Consider the following 19,244-nt stretch of genomic DNA (forward strand, 5'->3'; position numbering starts at 1 on the left):
GGAACTGCGCGCTCAGCCCTCTACGTACGTGGGCTGTTGCGCGCGCAGTTCCCCGCGCCCCTGAGGTGGTTAAACGAGGCTGTCACGCCAAGCTTGGTGCAGACTCGCGAACCGCCCCTCGCCGGCAATCAGCTCTGCCGGGGTGCCGTCCTCGACGATGCGGCCCTGGTCCATCACCAGGACGCGGTCGGCGATCTCGACCGTGGAGAGGCGGTGGGCGATGATCACGGCGGTGCGGCCGGCCAGGACGGTCCGCATGGCGTGCTGGACGGCCTGTTCGCCGGGCACGTCCAGGGAGGAGGTGGCCTCGTCCAGGATGAGGACCGCCGGGTCGGCGAGCAGGGCGCGGGCGAAGGCGACCAACTGGCGCTGTCCGGCCGAGATCCGACCCCCGCGCTTGCGGACGTCGGTGTCGTAGCCGTCGGGCAGGGCCGTGATGAACTCGTGGGCGCCGATCTCGCGGGCGGCGGCCTCGATCTCCGGGCGGGAGGCGCCGGGGCGGCCGATGCCGATGTTCTCGGCGACGGTGCCCGAGAAGAGGAAGGACTCCTGGGTCACCATGACCACGTGGCGCCGCAGCTCGGCGGTGTCGAGCTCGCGCAGGTCGGTGCCGTCCAGCAGGACGCGACCGCTGGTCGGGTCGTAGAACCGGGCGAGCAGCTTGGCCAGGGTGGACTTGCCGGCGCCGGTGGCGCCGACCACGGCGGTGGTCTGCCCGGCCGGGAGCAGCAGGTCGAAGCGGGGGAGCACCTCCTTGCCCGTGCGGTAGGCGAAGCGGACGCCCTCGAAGGAGACCTCGCGGCCCTTGCCCGTGGCGGCGGGCAGCTCGGCGGCTTCCACCGGCTCGGCCACGGTGGGCTCGTGGGCCAGCAGGCCGGCGATCTTCTCCAGGGCGGCGGCGGCCGACTGGTAGCTGTTGAGGAACATGGCCAGCTGGTCGACCGGGTCGTAGAGCCGCCGCAGGTAGAGCACGAAGGCGGTGAGCACGCCGAGTTCGAGGCTGCCGTCGGTGACCAGCACCGCGCCCAGGACCACCACGGCGGTGATCCAGATGTTGGCGGTGGCGCGGGAGAGGAAGACGTACCGGGCCATCTCCAGCAGGCCGTCGGCGGTGGCGGTGGCCGAGGCGCGGTTGGCCTCGCCGAAGGCGGCGTCGTTGGCGGCCTCGCGGCGGAAGGCCTGGACCGGGCGGATGCCGTTCATGGTCTCGGTGAAGCGGACGATCACCGCGGCCACGGCGGTGCGCGAGCGGCGGTAGACCCGGAGCGAGCGGCGCCGGAACGAACGGATGATCAGGTACATCGGCCCGAAGGAGACCACGGCGGCCAGCCCGAGCCGCCAGTCCATCACCACCAGCACCACGGTGATGTAGCAGACCGAGAGGCAGACCGTCAGCAGCTCCTGCAGGCCCTCGTTGAGCAGCTCGCGCAGGGCGTCCACGTCGCTGGTGGCCCGGGAGATGATCCGGCCCGAGGTGTAGCGCTCGTGGAAGTCCAGGCTGAGCCGCTGGGCGTGCGCGAAGATCCGGCCGCGCAGGGTCAGCAGGATGTCCTGGTTGATCCGGCCGCTGAGCCGGATGAAGGCGCGCTGGAGCACGGTGGAGACGGCGGCGCAGCCGAGGTAGGCGGCGGTCACCGCGATCAGCGGGCCGGCCCGGTGCTCGCGCAGGGCCGGGATGCCCCGGTCGATCGCGATCGCGACCAGCAGCGGGCCGGACTGCAGGGCGGCCTGCTGGAGCAGGATCACCAGCATGGCGAAGCCGATCCGGCGCCGGTGCGGGCCGAGCAGCTCGCCGAGCAGGCGGCGCGGGGCGCCGGGCGGGACGGGGATGTCCTCGTCCTCGTGGGCGGCCGAGGGCGGCAGCTGCTCCTCGGTGTCGGCGGGCGGTTCGAGGGTGGTGGTCATCGGGTGCGGCTCCCGTCGGTGGCAGGGGCGGCCTCGCCCGTCATCAGGTGGCGGTAGGCGGCGGAGCCGTGCAGCAGCTCCTGGTGGGTGCCGACGGCGGTGATCCGGCCCTCCTCCAGGACGGCCACCCGGTCGGCCAGCAGCACCGTGCTCGGGCGGTGCGCGACCACCAGCGCGGTGGTCGAGCCGAGCACCTGGCGCAGCGCCTCCTCGACCAGCGCCTCGGTCTGCACGTCGAGCGCGGAGAGCGGGTCGTCGAGCACCAGGAAGGCGGGCTCGCCGACCACGGCGCGGGCCAGCGCGAGGCGCTGGCGCTGGCCGCCGGAGAGGCTCAGGCCCTGCTCGCCGACCTCGGTGGCGACGCCCTCGGGCAGCCGCGCGACGAAGCCGGCCTGGGCGGTGGCCAGGGCCGAGTCGAGCTGCTCCGGGCCGGCCCCGGGGGCGCCCATCAGCACGTTCTCCCGCACCGAGGCGGAGAACAGGGTGGGCTCCTCGAAGGCGACCGCGACCAGCTCGCGCAGCCGGGCCCGTGGGATGTCCCGGATGTCGGTGCCGTCCAGGGTGATCGATCCCGCGGTGGCCTCGTAGAGCCGGGGCAGCAGGGCGGTCAGGGTGGTCTTGCCGCTGCCGGTGGTGCCGACCAGGGCCATCGTCTCGCCGGAGCGGATGTGCAGGTCGATGCCGTGCAGCAGGTCGGGGGTGTCGGCGGGGGCGTCCGGGTAGCGGAAGTGCACCCCGCTGAACCGGATGCCCCGGTCGGCGGTGGCGGCCAGGCCCGAGCCGGGCTCGGCGGGCTCGGGCTCGTCCATCACCTCGAAGTAGCGGTCGGTGGCGGTGGCCGCCTCGTTGGCGTAGGCGATCAGCCAGCCGAGCGACTCCACCGGCCAGCGCAGGGCGAGCGCGGTGGAGAGGAAGGCGACCAGGGCGCCGGTGGTGAGCTCGTCGTGGGCCACGCGCACCGCGCCGAGCGCCAGCGCGCAGCCGAGCGCGAGCTCCGGCAGGCCGACGATGACGGCCCAGAGGTCGGCCAGCAGGTAGGACTTGCCGATCTCGGTCGCGCGCAGCGCGGCGCTCTGCGCGCGGAAGCGCTCGGCCATCGTGCGGTGCCGGCCGAAGGCCTTGAGGATGCGGATGCCGAGCACCGACTCCTCGACCAGGGTGGCCAGGTCGCCGCTCTGGTCCTGGGCCTGCCGGGAGGCCAGCGAGTACCTGGCCTCGAACCAGCGGGTGAGCACCAGCAGCGGGACGGCCGGCACCAGGGTGATCAGGCCGAGCCGCCAGTCGATCACGAACATCAGGGTGCTGCCCGCGAGGAAGACCATCGTGTTGACGATCAGGAAGACCAGCGGGAAGGCCAGGAAGAGCCGCATGGTGAACATGTCGGAGGTGGCCCGGGAGAGCAGCTGCCCGGAGGGCCAGCGGTCGTGGAAGGAGACCGGCAGCCGCTGCAGCTTGGCGAAGAGGTCGCCGCGCAGCGCGCTCTCCACCCGGGCCAGCGGGCGGGCCACGATCACCCGGCGGACGCCGAAGAGGCCGGCCTCGGCCATCCCGAGCAGCAGGAGCAGCCCGGCCAGCGGCCAGAGCCCGGCGTAGTCGTGGTGGGCGATCGGGCCGTCCACGATCCGGCCGAGCACCAGCGGCACCAGCAGCACGCTGCCCGAGGCCACGGCGGCGGCCGCGACCGACCCGGCCAGGTACCAGCGGGCCTGGCGGGCGTACGGCCACAGCCGGAGCAGGGAGCGCACGGCGGAGTGGCGCTGGGGCTGGGGTGCGGGTGTCTCGGCCATCGCCGTGAGGGTAGGCCGTGCGGGCGTCATTTCTCATCTGGTTTTTCACACCTGACGCGGGCTGCGGCGGCGGGCCGCTCGGAACCGGCCAAACCGGGTCTTTGGGGGTGCGGAGGGCGCACGTTCCACGGCGGGGGGCGTGCGGCGCGGGCGCGCATCGGGACGGGGTTGTGACGGTCGGTCACGGCGCGATTGCATGAAGGCGACGGGTCGTGGGGGCACCAACCCTTCGGCTCGGCTGTCGTTGCCGGACGCAGAGAGGTAGAGGAAGCCGATGTCGGTCGAGACAGGTCCAGCGCCCGAGGCGCCCCAGAGCGGGCGCACCCAGCTCAGCCTCAGCACCATCGCGGCGCGGAACCTCGCCACCACGACCAAGTCCGCGCCCCAGATGCAGGGCATCAGCTCGCGCTGGGTCAGCCGGATGCTGCCCTGGGTACAGGTCTCGGGCGGCACCTACCGGGTCAACCGGCGGCTCAGCTACGCCGTCGGCCGGGGCCGGGTGAGCTTCGTCAAGACCGGCTCGCAGGTCCGGGTGGTGCCGCCCTCGCTCCGCGAGGTGCCGGTGCTGCGCGGGTTCGACGACGACGCGGTGCTGGAGGAGCTGGCGAGCCGGTTCGGCCAGCGGGAGGTGGCCGCGGGTGAGGTGCTGATCGAGCGCGGGCGGCCGATCGAGGAGGTCTACCTCATCGCGCACGGCAAGGTCGACCGGATCGGCACCGGCAAGTACGGCGAGGACGCCGTGGTCGGCCACCTGGCCGACGGCGACCACCTCGGCGACGAGGCCCTGCTGGAGCCCGAGCCGGTCTGGCCGTACAGCGTGAGGGCCGTCACCGCCGGCACCGTGCTGACCCTGGCCTGGCCCGCCTTCCAGGAGCTGGTCGACCGCTCGCCCGCCCTGCGCGACCAGATCCTCCAGTACCTGGAGGGCGCCCAGCAGTCGCAGAACGTGCACGGCGAGGCCGCGATCGAGCTGGCCGCCGGCCACGAGGGCGAGCCCGAGCTGCCCAGCACCTTCGTGGACTACGAGCTCAAGCCGCGCGAGTACGAGCTGAGCGTCGCGCAGACGGTGCTGCGGATCCACAGCCGGGTCGCCGACCTCTACAACGACCCGATGAACCAGACCGAGGAGCAGCTGAAGCTCACCATCGAGGCGCTGCGCGAGCGCCAGGAGTACGAGCTGGTCAACAACCCGGAGTTCGGCCTGATCAACAGCGTCGACTACGACCAGCGGATCCAGACCCACTCCGGCCCGCCCACCCCGGACGACCTGGACGAGCTGCTCTCGATGCGGCGCGAGACCAGCTTCCTGTTCGCCCACCCCCGGGCCATCGCCGCCTTCGGCCGGGAGTGCAACAAGCGCGGCATCTACTTCGGCTCGATCGACGTGGCCGGCCACCACCTGCCCGCCTGGCGCGGGGTGCCGCTGCTGCCCTGCGGCAAGATCCCGGTGATCGGCGGCCACACCTCCTCGATCATCGCGGTGCGCACCGGCGAGGAGAACCAGGGCGTGGTCGGCCTCTGGCAGACCGGCATCCCGGACGAGTACGAGCCGGGGCTGAACGTGCGCTTCATGGGCATCGACGAGAAGGCGATCATCTCCTACCTGGTCAGCGCCTACTACTCCGCGGCCGTGCTGGTGCCGGACGCGATCGGTCTGCTGGAGAACGTCGAGGTCGCCCGCCCGCGCGACTGACGATACGAGTGGAGAGGCAGTCAGGTGTCCGTACTGACGAGGCTGTTCGCCCCGGCCGCCAGTGGCGAGCCGGCCGCCGTGGCGCTGGCCCTGCTGGCCGATCCGGCCCGGCCGGGGCGGGCCGGGCTGTTCCGGCCCGGGCCCGGGCTGCCGCTCCACCCGCCGCTGCCGTTCCGGCCGATCGGGCTGGCCCACCCGGGGGCCCGGCTGCCGGTGCCGCCGCCGGCCCGGCCGGTCGGCGAGCGGCCGGGGCCGGTGCTGCACTGCCCGCCCGCCTTCCGGGACGACCCGGCGCTCGGGGCGGTGGTGAACGAGCGCCTGGTGGCCTGGGCCGAGGAGGTGGGCATCTACCGGGGCCGCCTGGAGCAGGTGCGGTCCGCCGACTTCGGGCGGCTGATCATGCTCACCCACCCCGACACCGACGACCCCGACCGACTGCTCGCGGCGGCCAAGTGCGCGCTGGCCGAGTGGGCCAGCGACGACTACTACTGCGCCGACCGAGACAGCGAGGGCGCCGGGCCGCTGCTCGGCGCCCGGCTGATGGTGGCCGACGCCACGGTGGCCCCCGCCCACCTGCCGCCCGGGTACGCCGAGGGGCTGCGCGGCGGCATCGAGGAGGACCCGGTGCTGCTCGCCTTCCGCTCCGCCGCCGACCACCTCGCGCGGTACGCGAGCCCGCCCCAACTGGCCCGGTTCCGCCAGGAGATCGCGCTGCTCTTCGTCGGGTACGCGGCCGAGGCCGCCTGGCGGGCCGCGAAGTACCGGCCGCCGGTCTGGGAGTACCTGGCCTGCCGTCAGGTCAACAGCTTCCTGCCCTGCATCACGCTGACCGACGCGATCGGCGGCTACGACCTGCCGCCCGAGGAGTACGCGGACCCCCGGGTGCGGCGGGTCCTCACCATGGCCGCCACCGCGAGCACCCTGGTCAACGACCTCTACTCGCTGGCCAAGGAGGCCGACCCGTCCGGCCTGGACTACAACCTGCCGTCCCTGATCGCCGCCGAGGAGGGCTGCTCGACGGCCGAGGCGGTGCGCCGCGCCGTCCGGGTGCACGACGAGCTGGTGCTGACCTTCGAGGCCGAGGGCGCCGTGCTGGCCGCCGCCGGCTCCCCGGCCCTGCGCCGCTTCCTGATCGGCGTCTGGGCCTGGCTCGGCGGCGGCCGCGAGTGGCACGCCGGCTCGGCCCGCTACCGCACCGACTAGCGCTCGGGGCCCACCCGCAGGAGTTGGAGCGAGCGGCCCTGGAGGGTGACCGGGCTGGCCAGCGGCAGACCGGTCGGGGCCGCATCGCAGCCGGTGTCGACCAGCAGCTCGTAGCGGCAGGCCCAGGGCTCGCCGGGCAGGGTGAACTCGGCCGGCTGGTCGCCCGCGTTGAGCAGCAGCAGGAAGCTGTCGTCCGTCAACGGGCAGCCGTGCTGGTCGCGTTCGGACATCGCGGTGCCGGAGAGCAGCATGCCGAGCGCCCCGGTCGGGGTGAACCAGTCGGCCTCGGTCATCTCCTCGCCCCGGGTGGTGAACCAGGCCAGGTCGCGCTGGCCGCCGGGGGTGGCCGCCTGGCCGGAGAAGAAGGCCCGCTGGCGCAGCACCGGGTGCCGGCGGCGCAGCCGCACCAGCTGGGCCGTCAGCTCGGCCAGCCCGCGCCATTCCGGCTGCTCCAGTAGTGACCAGTCGAGCCAACTCACCTCGCTGTCCTGGCAGTAGGCGTTGTTGTTGCCGCCCTGGGTGCGGCCCAGCTCGTCCCCGGCGGTGATCATCGGCACCCCGGTGGAGAGCAGCAGGGTGGCCATCAGGTTGCGCAGCTGGCGCACCCGCAGCCCGTGCACCGCGGGGTCGGTGGTCTCGCCCTCCACGCCGCAGTTCCAGGAGCGGTTGTCGTTCGTCCCGTCCCGGTTCTGCTCCCCGTTGGCCTCGTTGTGCTTGCCGTTGTAGGAGACCAGGTCGCGCAGGGTGAAGCCGTCGTGCGCGGTGATGAAGTTGACCGAGGCGTACGGGCGGCGGCCGCCGCGCTGGTAGAGGTCGGAGGAGCCGGAGAGCCGGTAGCCGAGCTCGCGCACGTCCGGCCGGGCGCCGCGCCAGAAGTCCCGGACGGTGTCGCGGTACTTGTCGTTCCACTCGGCCCAGAGCGGCGGGAAGCCGCCGACCTGGTAGCCGCCCGGGCCGACGTCCCAGGGCTCGGCGATCAGCTTGACCCGGCTCAGCAGCGGGTCCTGCGAGACGGCGCCGAGGAAGAGGTGGTGCATCTCCACCCCGTCGCTGCCCCGGGCCAGGGCGGCGGCCAGGTCGAAGCGGAAGCCGTCCACGCCCATCTCGGTGACCCAGTACCGGAGCGAGTCGGTGATCAGCTTCACGGTGTGCGGCTGCCGGGTGTCCAGGGTGTTGCCGCAGCCGGTGTAGTCGGCGTAGCCCCGGCGGCTGCGGTCGAGCCGGTAGTACCCGCCGTTGTCGATGCCGCGCAGGCTCAGCGCCGGGCCGTCCACCCCGCCCTCGGCGGTGTGGTTGTAGACCACGTCGAGGATCACCTCGATGCCGGCCGCGTGCAGGGCCCGGACCATCCGCTTGAACTCGCCGACCTGCTGGCCCCGGCTGCCGGAGGCCGAGTACCCCGCGTGCGGGGCGAAGAAGCCGAGCGTGTTGTAGCCCCAGTAGTTGGTGAGCCCGCGCAGCTGGAGGTGGTCCTCGCTGACGAAGTGGTGCACCGGGAGCAGCTCCACGGCCGTCACGCCGAGATTGACCAGGTGGGTGATCGCAGCCGGGTGGGCCAGGCCCGCGTAGGTGCCGCGCAGCTCCGGCGGGATGCCCGGGTGGCGCATGGTGAAGCCCTTGACGTGCAGCTCGTAGAGCACCGTCTCGGCCCAGGGGGTCTTCGGGCGGTGGTCGTCGTACCAGTCGTCGTCGTCGTCCACCACCACGGCCTTGGGCACGTACGGCGCCGAGTCCCGGTTGTCCCGGACGGTGTCGGCGGCCTCCCGCTCGGGCCAGCCGCGCACCGAGGCGCAGACCGCGTCGTGGGTGGTGTACTCCCCGTCGATCGCCCGGGCGTACGGGTCCAGCAGCAGCTTGGCCGGGTTCCACCGGGCGCCGGTCCACGGGTCCCACCGGCCTTGCACCCGGTAGCCGTAGCGGGTGCCGGGGAGCACGCCGGGCACGAAGCCGTGCCAGGTCTGGAAGGTGCGCTCGGTGAGCGGGTGTCTGCTCTCCCGGCCCTCCTCGTCGAAGAGGCAGAGCTCCACGCCCTCCGCCGCCGGGGCCCAGAGCGCGAAGTTGGTGCCCTGCACGCCCTCCCGGGCGGTGCGGAAGCGGGCGCCGAGCGGCTGCCAGCTGCCGGGCCAGGGGGTGTCCGGGCCGTGGTGCGCCGACCCGTGCCCGGCCTCGGCCGCGCCGGGGCGCGTCTCGGTTTGCAGCTCCTGCCACGCCGTCATCGCCCGACCCCTCCCAGCGCGGGGAGTCCCTTTCCCCGCTCTTCTCTTGTGCCCGCAACGCCCGCCGCTGTCACGTCCGCGATCGACATCTGACGGTGTGTGAATAATTCTGTCCGGCAGTACGGACTTCCGGTGACAACCGGGCGTCCGGCGTGCTCGTGTCCCGGCGGCGGCCCGCTCGTTGTTCCGGACGGACGGGGGCCTGCCGCCCCCGGCGGTGCGGACGGAGGGCCGGGATGCGGAGCTTGGCGGGGCGCGCGACGGGGCTCGGGCCGGTGCTCCTCACCGCCTGTCTGCTGGCCGGCTGCTCGAGCGCGGGCAGCGGCTCCGGGGGCAGCGCGGACACCGCGGCCAGCCCGCCGGTCTCGCAGGCGGTGATCACCGCCTCGCCCAAGGACGCCAGCCAGGAGGTGCCGGCCGACACTCCGGTGAAGGTCTCGGTGGCCCAGGGTCGGCTGGTCTCGGTCAGGCTGGCCGACTCGACCGGCTCCGCGCTGGCCGGCAAGCTGGCCGCCGACGGCACCAGCTGGACGTACGACGGCCGGCTGGCACTGGCCACCCCGTACACCCTGGACACCGTGGCCCAGGACCCGTCCGGGCTGCGGGCGGCCCAGCACTCGGTTTTCACCACCGTGACCCCCGCGCACACCTTCGCCGCCCTCTTCACCCCGGAGGACGGCTCCACGGTCGGCGTCGGCATGCCCGTCTCGCTCCGCTTCACCCGGCCGATCGCCGACCGGGCCGCCGTGGAGAAGGCCGTCACCGTCACCTCCGATCCGCCCGTGCCGGTGGCCGCCCACTGGTTCGGCAACCAGCGGCTCGACTTCCGTCCGGAGAAATACTGGCCCGCCGGCACCAAGGTCTCGCTGGCGCTGCGCCTGCGCGACGTCCAGGGCAGCCCCGGCGAGTACGGCACCCAGGCCAAGGAGGTGCACTTCACCGTCGGCCGGGCCCAGGTCAGCACGGTCGACCTGGAGGCGCACACCATGACCGTCCGGCAGGACGGCAAGGTGCTGCGCACCCTGCGGATCTCCGGCGGCAGCCCGGACCACACCACCTACCTCGGCGCGCTGGTGATCTCGGAGAAGTACGAGGTGACCAGGATGAACTCGCAGACGGTCGGGATGGGCGACGAGTACGACATCAAGGACGTGCCGCACGCGATGCGCCTCACCGCCTCCGGCACCTTCGTGCACGGCAACTACTGGGCCGACAAGTCGGTCTTCGGCTCGGCCAACACCAGCCACGGCTGCATCGGCCTGGCCGACGTGAAGGGCGGCTCCACCGACACCCCGGCCGGCTGGTTCTACGCCGGCTCGATCGTCGGGGACGTGATCGAGGTGCGCGGCGAGGACGGCGACACCGTGCCGCCGGACAACGGCCTGAACGACTGGAACCTGCCCTGGGCGCAGTGGCTCAAGGGCTCGGCGCTGGCCCCGGGGGCCTCGGCAGCGGCCTCGCCCCCGGCCGCCTGGTCGCCCTCGCCGCTGCCCTCGCCCACCGCCGATCCCTCCTCGGGTCCGGCCTCGCACGCCGCCGATCGCGCCTCCGCCCAGGCCTCGACCCCCACCCCGCCCACAGGGTCACCGGACGCCCCGGCCACCGCGCCGAGCGTTCACTGAGCCTTCACCACCCTCCCGCCGAAGTTCCATTCAGGACCCCCCGTTATCCTGGCGACCCGCGCGAGATCTCCCCACCGGTGCAACTGTTCCGAGGGACAACGCGTGTTACCACCGTGGACAGACCGGAGGGGAGCGGGACCGTGAAGCCCGTCAAGGCGGCCGACGCCGCGCAGTGGAAGGCCCGGCCCGCGCGCCGGGCGGGCGTCGCGCTGGCGATGGGCGGCGTGCTGCTGCTCAGCGCGGCGTGTAGTTCGAGCGGTGGCGGTGGTTCGAAGGACGCGGCCGGCGCCGGTGGCGGCGGGGGCGACAAGCCCGCGGCCGCGGCCTCCTCGGCGGCCCCGAAGACCTCGGCGGCGGTGCTGACCGTGCAGCCCAAGGACGGCTCGGCGGACGTGGCGCCCAAGGACGCGCTCTCGGTGAGCGTGGCCAGCGGCACCCTGACCACCGTCGAGGTGACCGACAAGGACGGCAAGGCCGTGCCCGGCGCGATCGCCGCCGACGGCCTGAGCTGGAAGCCGAGCGGGGCGCTGAACGTGGGCACCTCGTACCACGTCAGCGCGCAGGCGAAGGACTCGGCCGGGCTGGTCTCGGCCGCGACCAGCAGCTTCACCACGCTGACCCCGGGCAAGCTGGCCGCCGCCACCGACAACATCTCCGACAACGGCACCTACGGCGTCGGCATGATCGTCTCGGTCAACTTCACCAAGCCGGTGAAGAACAAGGCCGAGGTGCTCAAGGGCATCACCTTCGACTCCAGCACCAACACCCCGGTCAAGGGCCACTGGTTCGGCAGCCAGCGGCTCGACTTTCGGCCGGAGAAGTACTGGGCGCCGGGCACCAAGGTGACCATCCACTACAAGCTCAAGAGCGTCGAGGTCTCGCCCGGCGTCTACGGCGACGTGGACCGGGACGAGCCCTTCACCATCGGCCGCTCCAAAGTCAGCACCGCCGACCTCTCCACCGACATGATGACGGTGAAGAAGGGCGGCTCGACCACCACCATCCCGATCACCGGCGGCAACGACGACAACCCGTCCTGGAACGGCACCATGGTGATCTCCTCCAAGGAGAAGGTCACCCGGATGAACTCCGCGACCGTCTCCAACATCGTCGGCGGCGAGTACGACGTGCCGGACGTGCCGCACGCCATGCGGCTCACCGCGAGCGGCACCTACGTGCACGGCAACTACTGGGGCAACGCCTTCGGCAAGTCGAACGCCAGCCACGGCTGCATCTCGATGCAGGACGGCAAGGACGGCGACGACGGCTCCACGGCCGGCAAGTTCTTCGCCGACTCGATCGTCGGTGACGTGGTCAAGATCGTGAATTCCAAGGGCAAGACGGTGTCCCCGGACAACGGGCTCAGCGGCTGGACCCTCCCCTGGAGCGCCTGGTAGGCCGCTCGGTGGACCGACCGGCCCGGCCTCCCGGCACAGGGGAGGCCGGGCCGTTCTCCGTTCGTGACGAAACCGTCGCACGGACGGCGCAACTCGGCGGGCAGGCCGAGACGTGTACTAGGTGAGAAGCGAGAGCGGGGAGCGCGCAATGAGGTCCATCGGCAGAGGTCTGACGGCGGCGGCGGTCGGCGGGGCGATAGCCCTGACGGCGGCCTGCAGCTCCGGCGGCGGTGGCGGTGCCACGGCGGCCGGGTCGGGCAAGTCGGCCGCCCCCGCCAAGCCCTCGGTCTCGGCCGCCGTGCTGAGCATCCAGCCGGCCAACGGCGCCACGGACGTGAAGCCGACCGCCGACGCGCTCAAGGTCTCGGTGGCCGGCGGCAAGCTCGGCACCGTCAAGGTGACCGACAAGGAGGGCAAGCCGGTGGCGGGCAAGATCGCCGCCGACGGCACCAGCTGGGTGCCCACGGCCGGCCTCTCGGTCTCCGAGCAGTACACGGTGAACGCCCAGGCCACCGACGCCAACGGCCTGGCGGCCGACACCACCAGCAGCTTCACCACGCTCACCCCGGAGAAGGAGGCGAGCGCGCACGACAACATCGAGGGCAACGGCACCTACGGCGTCGGCATGATCGTCTCGCTGACCTTCGACCGGGACGTCAAGGACAAGAAGGCCGTCGAGGCCGGGGTCACCTTCGAGACCTCGGACGGCTCGCAGCTCAAGGGCCACTGGTTCGGCAGCCGCCGGGTGGACTTCCGCCCGGAGAAGTTCTGGGCCACCGGCACCAAGGTGACCATCCACTACCGCCTGAAGAGCGTGGAGATCGCCCCGGGCGTCTACGGCGGGGTGGACAGCGACGAGCCGTTCACCATCGGCCGCTCGCAGATCTCGCTGGTCGACGCCTCGACCCACATGATGCAGGTCACCCGCAACGGCGCCCCGTACAAGACCATCCCGATCAGCACCGGGGCCACCGAGCCGAAGTCCTGGAACGCCTACAACGGCACCATGGTGATCGAGGCCAAGGAGGGCACCGCGACGATGGACTCCTCCACCGTCCCGGGCCTGGAGGGCGCCGCGTACAAGGAGAAGGTGCCGCACTCGCTGCGCCTGACCGACAGCGGCACCTACGTGCACGGCAACAACTGGTCCTCGCCGGACGTCTTCGGCCACACCAACGTGAGCCACGGCTGCGTCGGCCTGCAGGACGCCCCGGGCGACGCGGGTGACGACAACTCCTCGGCGGGCAAGTACTACGCGGACGCGATGGTCGGCGACGTGGTGACGATCAAGAACTCGGTCGGGGAGCAGGTCAGCCCCGACAACGGCCTCAGCGGCTGGAACATGAACTGGAACAACTGGTAGGCCGTGCAGCGGCTGCTGGACGACCGGTGGGCCGCGCAGCGGCCGCCTAGGGGGAGAACCGACGTGAAGAGCATGCGCAAGGGGCTGGCCGCCGGAGTGCTGGGCGGGGCCCTGGTGCTGACGGTGGCGGCCTGTGGTGGCCCCGCCTCGCCGACCCCGGCCTCGGGGGGTGCGGGCGGTGCGGGGGCCGGGGCGGCCTCCGCCTCGCCCAAGCCGGCCGTCTCGGCGGCCGTGGTGAGCATCGAGCCGGCCGACGGGTCCAAGGACGTCAAGCCGTCCGGGGCGCTCAAGGTCGGGGTGGCCGGCGGCAAGCTCAGCTCGGTCCGGGTGACCGACAAGGAGGGCCACGCGGTCGAGGGCGCCCTCGCCGCCGACGGCTCCGGCTGGGTGCCCAAGGGCACCCTGGAGGTCTCCCAGCAGTACACGGTGAACGCCAAGGCCACCGACGCCGCCGGCGTGGTCGCCGACTCCACCAGCACCTTCGCCACCCTCACCCCGGAGAAGGAGGCCGGCCCGCACGACAACATCGAGCCGAACGGCACCTACGGGGTCGGCATGATCGTCTCGCTGGAGTTCGACCGGGACGTCAAGGACAAGAAGGCCGTCGAGGCCGGCATCACCTTCGAGACCTCCGACCACTCGGTGGTCAAGGGCCACTGGTTCGGCAGCCGCCGGGTCGACTTCCGCCCCGAGCAGTACTGGAAGCCGGACACCAAGGTGACCGTCCACTACCGCCTGAAGAGCGTGGAGATCGCCCCCGGCGTCTACGGCGGGGTCGACACCGACGAGCCCTTCACCGTCGGCCGCTCGCAGATATCCACGGTAGACGCCTCCTCGCACGAGATGACCGTCCAGCGCGGCGGCCAGACCACCGCCACCTACCCGATCACGGCGGGCAAGGCCGGCTTCGACAGCTGGAACGGCGTCATGGTGATCGAGGACAAGGCCGAGATGACCCGGATGACCTCCGAGGGAGTCACCTCGGTCAAGGGCGAGGAGTACGACCTCCAGGTGCCGCACGCGATGCGGCTCACCAGCTCCGGCACCTACGTGCACGGCAACTCCTGGGCCGTGGAGAAGATGGGCCGCAGCAACGCCAGCCACGGCTGCATCGGCATCCAGGACACCAAGTCGGGCAGTTCCAGTTCTAATGCCGGTAAGTTCTTCGACAGTTCGCTCATCGGCGACGTGGTGAAGGTGGTCAACTCCGACGGGGCCACCGTGGAGGCCGACAACGGCCTGAGCGGCTGGAACGTCCCCTGGGGCAGCTGGTGACCCACCGGTAACGGCTCGGCTTGCTCCTGTCATATGCCAGCAGAATAGTGATCGTTTCGTCATTGTCCGTACGCGGCTGCTCGCGTTCCGCGATGATGGGCACATGGCGGGATGGGGCGAAGCAGAGTGGGCATCACTTCCCGGGTCCGGGGCGGGTAATGACGGGATGTCACGCGGAGGCTCACTGGTGCTGGAGTCGCTGGAGCAGCTGCCCCTGGAGGAGCTCGAACGGCTGCACTTCGACCGTTTCTGCGCGCAGTTGGCCGCGGAGGAGGAGATCTTCCTCCCCTCCCGCGCCGAACTCGTCGCCCTGGCCCGGCGGGTGGTGAAACACGCCCTGCGCGAGCTCCAGTTCCACGTGCACGTGGAGGCCTGCGCCCAGCTCAGCGGCGAACTCCTGGCCAACGCCGTCCGCCACGCGGGCGGCCGCACCCTGGGCCTGCGCCTCACCCGCGCCCCCGGCCGGCTCCGCTTCGAGGTCCGGGATTCCTCCCGCGCCCTGCCCTGCCGCATCGTCGCCGAGCCGGGCGGGGAGAACGGCTACGGGCTGGCCATCGTGGAGGCGCTCAGTGAGCGCTGGGGCGCCGATCTGCTGCCGCGCGGCAAGGGCGTCTGGTTCGAACTCAAGGTCAGAGAGCGCCAGTTAGGCTGAAGCCGCAGCGCTTCGAAAACAGTGCGGGGCCCCCGGTTCACCGTGGTGCGGTGGTGGGGGCCCCTGCAAGTTCACCACGCAGGCCATGGGGGTGCGTGCCTCGTGGTGCAGACGGCCGAGTCGGGTCGGGGACCGGCCGTGGTTCGCGCCCGGGCGCGGTAACGCGCCGGACTTCTTCGACTATCCCACGATCTGGACAACCGGGCCAAATGGAATGGAAGGCATGTAACCGACCTCACCTTGCCTATCGCCCTTCCCTGCCCATATCGCCTAAGAAACATCGGGGTGCGACTTTTTCGGGCGAACGGCTGCGCGAATCGGTCGGCGCCGGTCATCATGGCTGGTTATGAGCGGTAGCGGTCAGCGGATGGTCTTGGGCGGGACGGGACTGGCGGTAGGCGTCCTGGCGGGAGCGCTGTCGTTCCTGAGCTGGGACAAGGCGAATCAGGTGGCCGGAGTGGTCTCCGCCCTGGTGAGCGTGGCCGCACTGGGGGTCGCCGTGTGGGCACTTGTGGCGAGCCCGGGCGGCGGCTCCTCCGTGCGCGTGTCCGGGACCGGCCGGGCTACGGCCACGGGCGGGGGCTCCGCGAACTCGGGGGTGCTGGGAGCAGTTTCGGGCACGGTCGAGGTGGACCGCACCGGTGACGCCCAGGCCGACGGCGGCCGGGCGAACACGGGCTTCGAGCAGCGGTAGTCCGGATGGAGCGGCTGTCGGCGCGCGGAACGGGCGAGGCCCAGGCCCGGGGGTCGGTCTCGCTGGCCAACAGCGGAGTGATCAACGGGCCGGTGGTGCTGACACCGGCCCGGGTACCCCGTTCGGGCTACCTGTTGCAGGTGGAGTCGATCGCGGCCGACCGACTCCGCTCACGCGAGGACGAGTTGGCGGCGATGGCCGACTTCTGTGCCGCGGCCGAGGTCGAACTGCCCTACTGGCGCTGGCTGGCGCCCGCCTGGGCGGGCAAATCCGCGCTGATGGCCCACTTCGTGCTCAACCCGCCACCCGGCGTCGACGTGGTCTCCTTCTTCATCACCGCCCGGCTCGCCGCTCAGAACGACCGGACGGCCTTCTGCGAGGTGGTGCAGCGCCAGCTCCACGCGCTGCTGGGCGAGGAGGAGCCGCCGACCACCGTGCACACCCGCGACGAACAGCTCCGGCTGGCCCTCGACCGGGCGGCGGAGGTGTGTGCGGCGCGCGGGCGCCGGCTGGTGCTCGTGGTCGACGGCCTGGACGAGGACCGGGGGGTCACCGCCGGCCCGGACAGCCACAGCATCGCCGCCCTGCTGCCGCGGGTGCCGACGCACGGCCTGCGCGTCCTGGTCGCCGGTCGCCCGCACCCGCCGGTGCCGGACGACGTCCCGGGCGGTCACCCCCTGCGCGACACCGCTATCGACCACCGGCTCACCATCTCGCCCCACGCCTTGGCTGTCCGCGCCGAGGCCGAGAACGACCTGTTGCGGCTACTCGACGGCGGCGGGCTCGGCCGTGACCTGGTCGGGCTGGTGGCCGCCGCCGGAGGCGGGCTGAGCGCGGCCGACCTAGCCGAGCTGGCGGAGAGCAGGACTCGGCTGGTAGCGCGAGAACTGAGCGCTGTCAGCGGACGCGGCTTCCGCCTCCGGGTGTCCCGCTGGGAGCTGTTGGCGGGTCTCGAACCTCGGCCGATGCTGTACCTGCTTGCGCACGAGGAGATCCAGAAGAGCGCCCTCGACCTGCTCAATGACGCCGAGCTGGCAGGCTACCGCGCGCGCCTGCACCGCTGGGCCGAGCGTTTCCAACGGGCGGGCTGGCCGACTGACACCCCCGAGTACTTGCTGAGCGGCTACGTCCGACTCCTGCGCGAGCAAGGGGAGACCACCCGCCTGATCGCCCTGGCCACCGACGCGGTCCGCCACGAGCGGCAGTGGCAGGTCAGCGGCTCCGACCTGGAGGCGCTGACGGAGATCGCCGGTTCCTTCGACCACCTGCTGGGCGAAGAGGACCCGGACGTGGCGGCCGCCGCCCGGCTCGCCGCTAGCCGGGACGCCCTCCATGACCGGATGGGCGGCATCCCGGACGAGTTGATCGCCCTGTGGGCCGGGCTCGGCCGCCTCGACCGGGCAGTCAACTTGGCTCGTGCCCAAGGGAGTCCGTACGAGAAGGCGCGGGCGCTGTCGGCCGTCGCCCGCGCACTCGCCGCAGCCGGCCGCCTCGACCAGGCGGTCGCGCTCGCGGGCGAGGTCCAGGACGACGTCCTGCAGAGTGAGGCGATGAGGGTGATCGCGGGGGCGCTGGCTTCGGTGAGTCACCCGGACCAGGCCGTCGAGCTCGCCCGGGCGATCGGTGATCCGGGCGAGCGGGTGCGAGCGCTGGCCGACATCACCGCGGTGTGGGCCGCAGGGGGCGGGCGCGAGCGGGCAGCAGAGCTGGCCGAGGAGACGGTCGGGCTCGCGCGGGCCGTCACCGGCATCGAGGATCGAGCGTCGGCCATGGCCGCTGCCGCCGGGGCGTGCGCTGTGGCGGGCCAGGACGAGCTGGCGGCAGAGCTCGTGGCCGAGGCCACGCAGGTGGCCTGCTCCGCCCTTGACCCGGCCCGACGAGCCGAGGCCTTGGCCGCTGTAGCGGAAGAGTGGGCGACGGCCCTGCCCGAGAGCGCGTCCGATGTGGTGCGGCAGGCAGCCGGAGCGGTACGGGCCGTCACCGACCAGGCGGACCGCCGGTGGGCTGTGCGGTCCGTGGTGGTGGCCGCGGCCAGGGCGGGCCTGCACGAGACAGCCATGGGCCTGGCGCTCGGGCTGGCCCAGCAGAACGAGCGGGACCGATCGGTGGCGGACACCGCCGAGGCCCTGGCCGAAACCGGGCGGCTCGAACCGGCGCTGGAGACGGCCCGACTGGTGGAGGAGCCGTACCTGCGGGCGCCGGCCCTGGCCGCCGTCGCCCGGGCGCTGGCCGCCGCAGGCGAGTCGGCGCAGGCCACGGCCGTGGCCGAGGAGGCTCTCGGGGTCGCGCGGACCATCCCGGTCACGGTCTGGCGGATCGATGTCCTGACCGCTGTCGCGAGTGCGCTGGCCGCCGTGGGCCTCGATCGTGAGGCAGTGCGGCTCGCCTCCGAGGCCACTGACTCGGCGCACGTGGGTGGGCGCTCCCGGGAGCAGGTCAGGACGCTCGCGGAGGTGGCCACCGCCCTGGCCGTTGCCGGGCACCGGGATCAGGCGGTGGAGTTCGCCCGCCACGCGGCGGAGCTCTACCGAGCCAACGACGATGTCTACGAGCGGGCCGGTGATCTGTCGGCAGTCGCTGGGGCCCTCCGCGCGGTGGGCCGGGAGGACTCGGCTTCCGCCCTCGTACTCGAAGCGGCCGACCGCGCCCGGGCCCACCCCCATCCCTCGGACCGCGTCGACGCTCTCGGTGACGCCGCCGAGGTGCTGGCCGCGGCCGGCCACACCGAGCAGGCCCTGGAGCTCGCCCGTCAGGCCGCAGCCATCGCCCGGGAGGAGGTCCCCCGGCGTGAGCGTCGCTCTGCCGTGCGCTCCGTCGCCGACGCGTTCAGCGCCGCCGGCCGGCATGACGAGGCCATCGAGGTGGCCGCCGGCTTCGACGACCGGCCGGCCGAGGCGGACACCCTCGCCGAGGTCGTCCGTTCACTGGCCGCCGCGGGGCAGCTGGAGCGGGCCGTCGAGGTCGCAGACGGGATCGATGACGGTTGGTACCACGACATCGCGCTCGCCCACCTCGCCGGAGCCTTGGCCGCCGAAGGCGGGCACGACCGTGCCACGGTCCTCGCGGACGGGCTCGAAGGCTCGATCCGGGAGGGCCTGGCGCTGCCGGTGATCGCGCGGGCGCTGGCAGCGGCGGGCCACCCCGACCGGGCCGCCGACCTGGCGCGCACGATCGCCGACGCGGATGTCCGGGGCGGTGCACTCGCCGCCGTGGCCCAAGCCCTCGGCCCCACCCCGTCGGGGCGGCGGCTGCTCGTGGAAGCCCTGCACCTCACCCGGTGGGACCAGCTGGTGGAGGCGGTGGGGGTGGTCACCCCGCAGAGCCTCCACCAGCTCGCCGACGTCGCGCTCCAGCAGGCCCGGGCAGCGGTGGCCCGGCTGCGATGACGAGGTCGGCCGGCCGGTGTCACCACCGGTGTGCCGGCGCGTGCCACCGGG

At 72.7% G+C, this 19,244-nt stretch carries 12 protein-coding genes; 9 read left to right on the forward strand and 3 right to left on the reverse strand.

The window, feature by feature from the left end:
- Positions 1-69: 69 nt before the first annotated feature.
- Together CFP65_RS25345 and CFP65_RS25350 are read right to left on the reverse strand one after the other, a co-directional pair.
- On the reverse strand, positions 70-1,905 hold the full coding sequence (locus tag CFP65_RS25345) for an ABC transporter ATP-binding protein (RefSeq protein WP_104818360.1): 1,836 nt from the start codon (positions 1,903-1,905) through the stop codon (positions 70-72).
- Positions 1,902-3,692: an ABC transporter ATP-binding protein gene (locus CFP65_RS25350; protein ID WP_104818361.1), complete on the reverse strand. Its 1,791-nt coding sequence runs from the start codon at positions 3,690-3,692 to the stop codon at positions 1,902-1,904. Before CFP65_RS25350 ends, CFP65_RS25345 begins: the two co-directional genes overlap by 4 nt.
- A gap of 274 nt (positions 3,693-3,966) precedes the next feature.
- Here CFP65_RS25350 and CFP65_RS25355 point away from each other — a divergent pair, with 274 nt between their 5' ends.
- Positions 3,967-5,385: a family 2B encapsulin nanocompartment shell protein gene (locus CFP65_RS25355; protein ID WP_104818362.1), complete on the forward strand. Its 1,419-nt coding sequence runs from the start codon at positions 3,967-3,969 to the stop codon at positions 5,383-5,385.
- Positions 5,386-5,409: 24 nt separating this feature from the next.
- Positions 5,410-6,588 (forward strand): family 2 encapsulin nanocompartment cargo protein terpene cyclase, encoded by a 1,179-nt coding sequence (locus CFP65_RS25360; RefSeq protein WP_104818363.1) that lies wholly within the window; start codon positions 5,410-5,412, stop codon positions 6,586-6,588.
- Here CFP65_RS25360 and glgX read toward each other — a convergent pair.
- Positions 6,585-8,804 (reverse strand): glycogen debranching protein GlgX, encoded by a 2,220-nt coding sequence (gene glgX, locus CFP65_RS25365; RefSeq protein WP_104818364.1) that lies wholly within the window; start codon positions 8,802-8,804, stop codon positions 6,585-6,587. The genes CFP65_RS25360 and glgX overlap by 4 nt on opposite strands.
- Positions 8,805-9,040: 236 nt before the next feature.
- Between glgX and CFP65_RS25370 the strand changes: the two genes are divergently transcribed.
- The 7 genes from CFP65_RS25370 to CFP65_RS25400 all read left to right on the forward strand — a co-directional run bounded on the left by CFP65_RS25370 (position 9,041) and on the right by CFP65_RS25400 (position 19,193).
- The gene (locus tag CFP65_RS25370; RefSeq protein ID WP_104818365.1) at positions 9,041-10,426 is read left to right on the forward strand and encodes an Ig-like domain-containing protein; all 1,386 of its coding nucleotides are present in this window, start codon (positions 9,041-9,043) and stop codon (positions 10,424-10,426) included.
- Positions 10,427-10,566: 140 nt separating this feature from the next.
- Positions 10,567-11,823, forward strand: a complete 1,257-nt coding sequence (locus CFP65_RS25375; protein ID WP_254552558.1) for an Ig-like domain-containing protein — start codon at positions 10,567-10,569, stop codon at positions 11,821-11,823.
- Positions 11,824-11,971: 148 nt separating this feature from the next.
- The gene (locus CFP65_RS25380) at positions 11,972-13,186 is read left to right on the forward strand and encodes an Ig-like domain-containing protein (RefSeq protein WP_104818366.1); all 1,215 of its coding nucleotides are present in this window, start codon (positions 11,972-11,974) and stop codon (positions 13,184-13,186) included.
- 72 nt (positions 13,187-13,258) lie between these two features.
- The gene (locus CFP65_RS25385; RefSeq protein WP_104821113.1) at positions 13,259-14,461 is read left to right on the forward strand and encodes an Ig-like domain-containing protein; all 1,203 of its coding nucleotides are present in this window, start codon (positions 13,259-13,261) and stop codon (positions 14,459-14,461) included.
- 166 nt (positions 14,462-14,627) lie between these two features.
- Positions 14,628-15,113, forward strand: a complete 486-nt coding sequence (locus CFP65_RS25390) for an ATP-binding protein (RefSeq protein WP_158702353.1) — start codon at positions 14,628-14,630, stop codon at positions 15,111-15,113.
- A 346-nt stretch (positions 15,114-15,459) separates the two neighbouring features.
- Entirely contained in the window at positions 15,460-15,807 is a 348-nt protein-coding gene (locus tag CFP65_RS25395; protein WP_254552559.1) for a hypothetical protein, read from the forward strand.
- Positions 15,808-15,812: 5 nt separating this feature from the next.
- Complete coding sequence (locus tag CFP65_RS25400; RefSeq protein WP_104818369.1) at positions 15,813-19,193, forward strand: hypothetical protein; 3,381 nt, start codon at positions 15,813-15,815, stop codon at positions 19,191-19,193.
- Positions 19,194-19,244 lie beyond the last annotated feature (51 nt).

The sequence above is a fragment of the Kitasatospora sp. MMS16-BH015 genome (assembly GCF_002943525.1).
In the GTDB taxonomy this organism is placed as follows: domain Bacteria; phylum Actinomycetota; class Actinomycetes; order Streptomycetales; family Streptomycetaceae; genus Kitasatospora.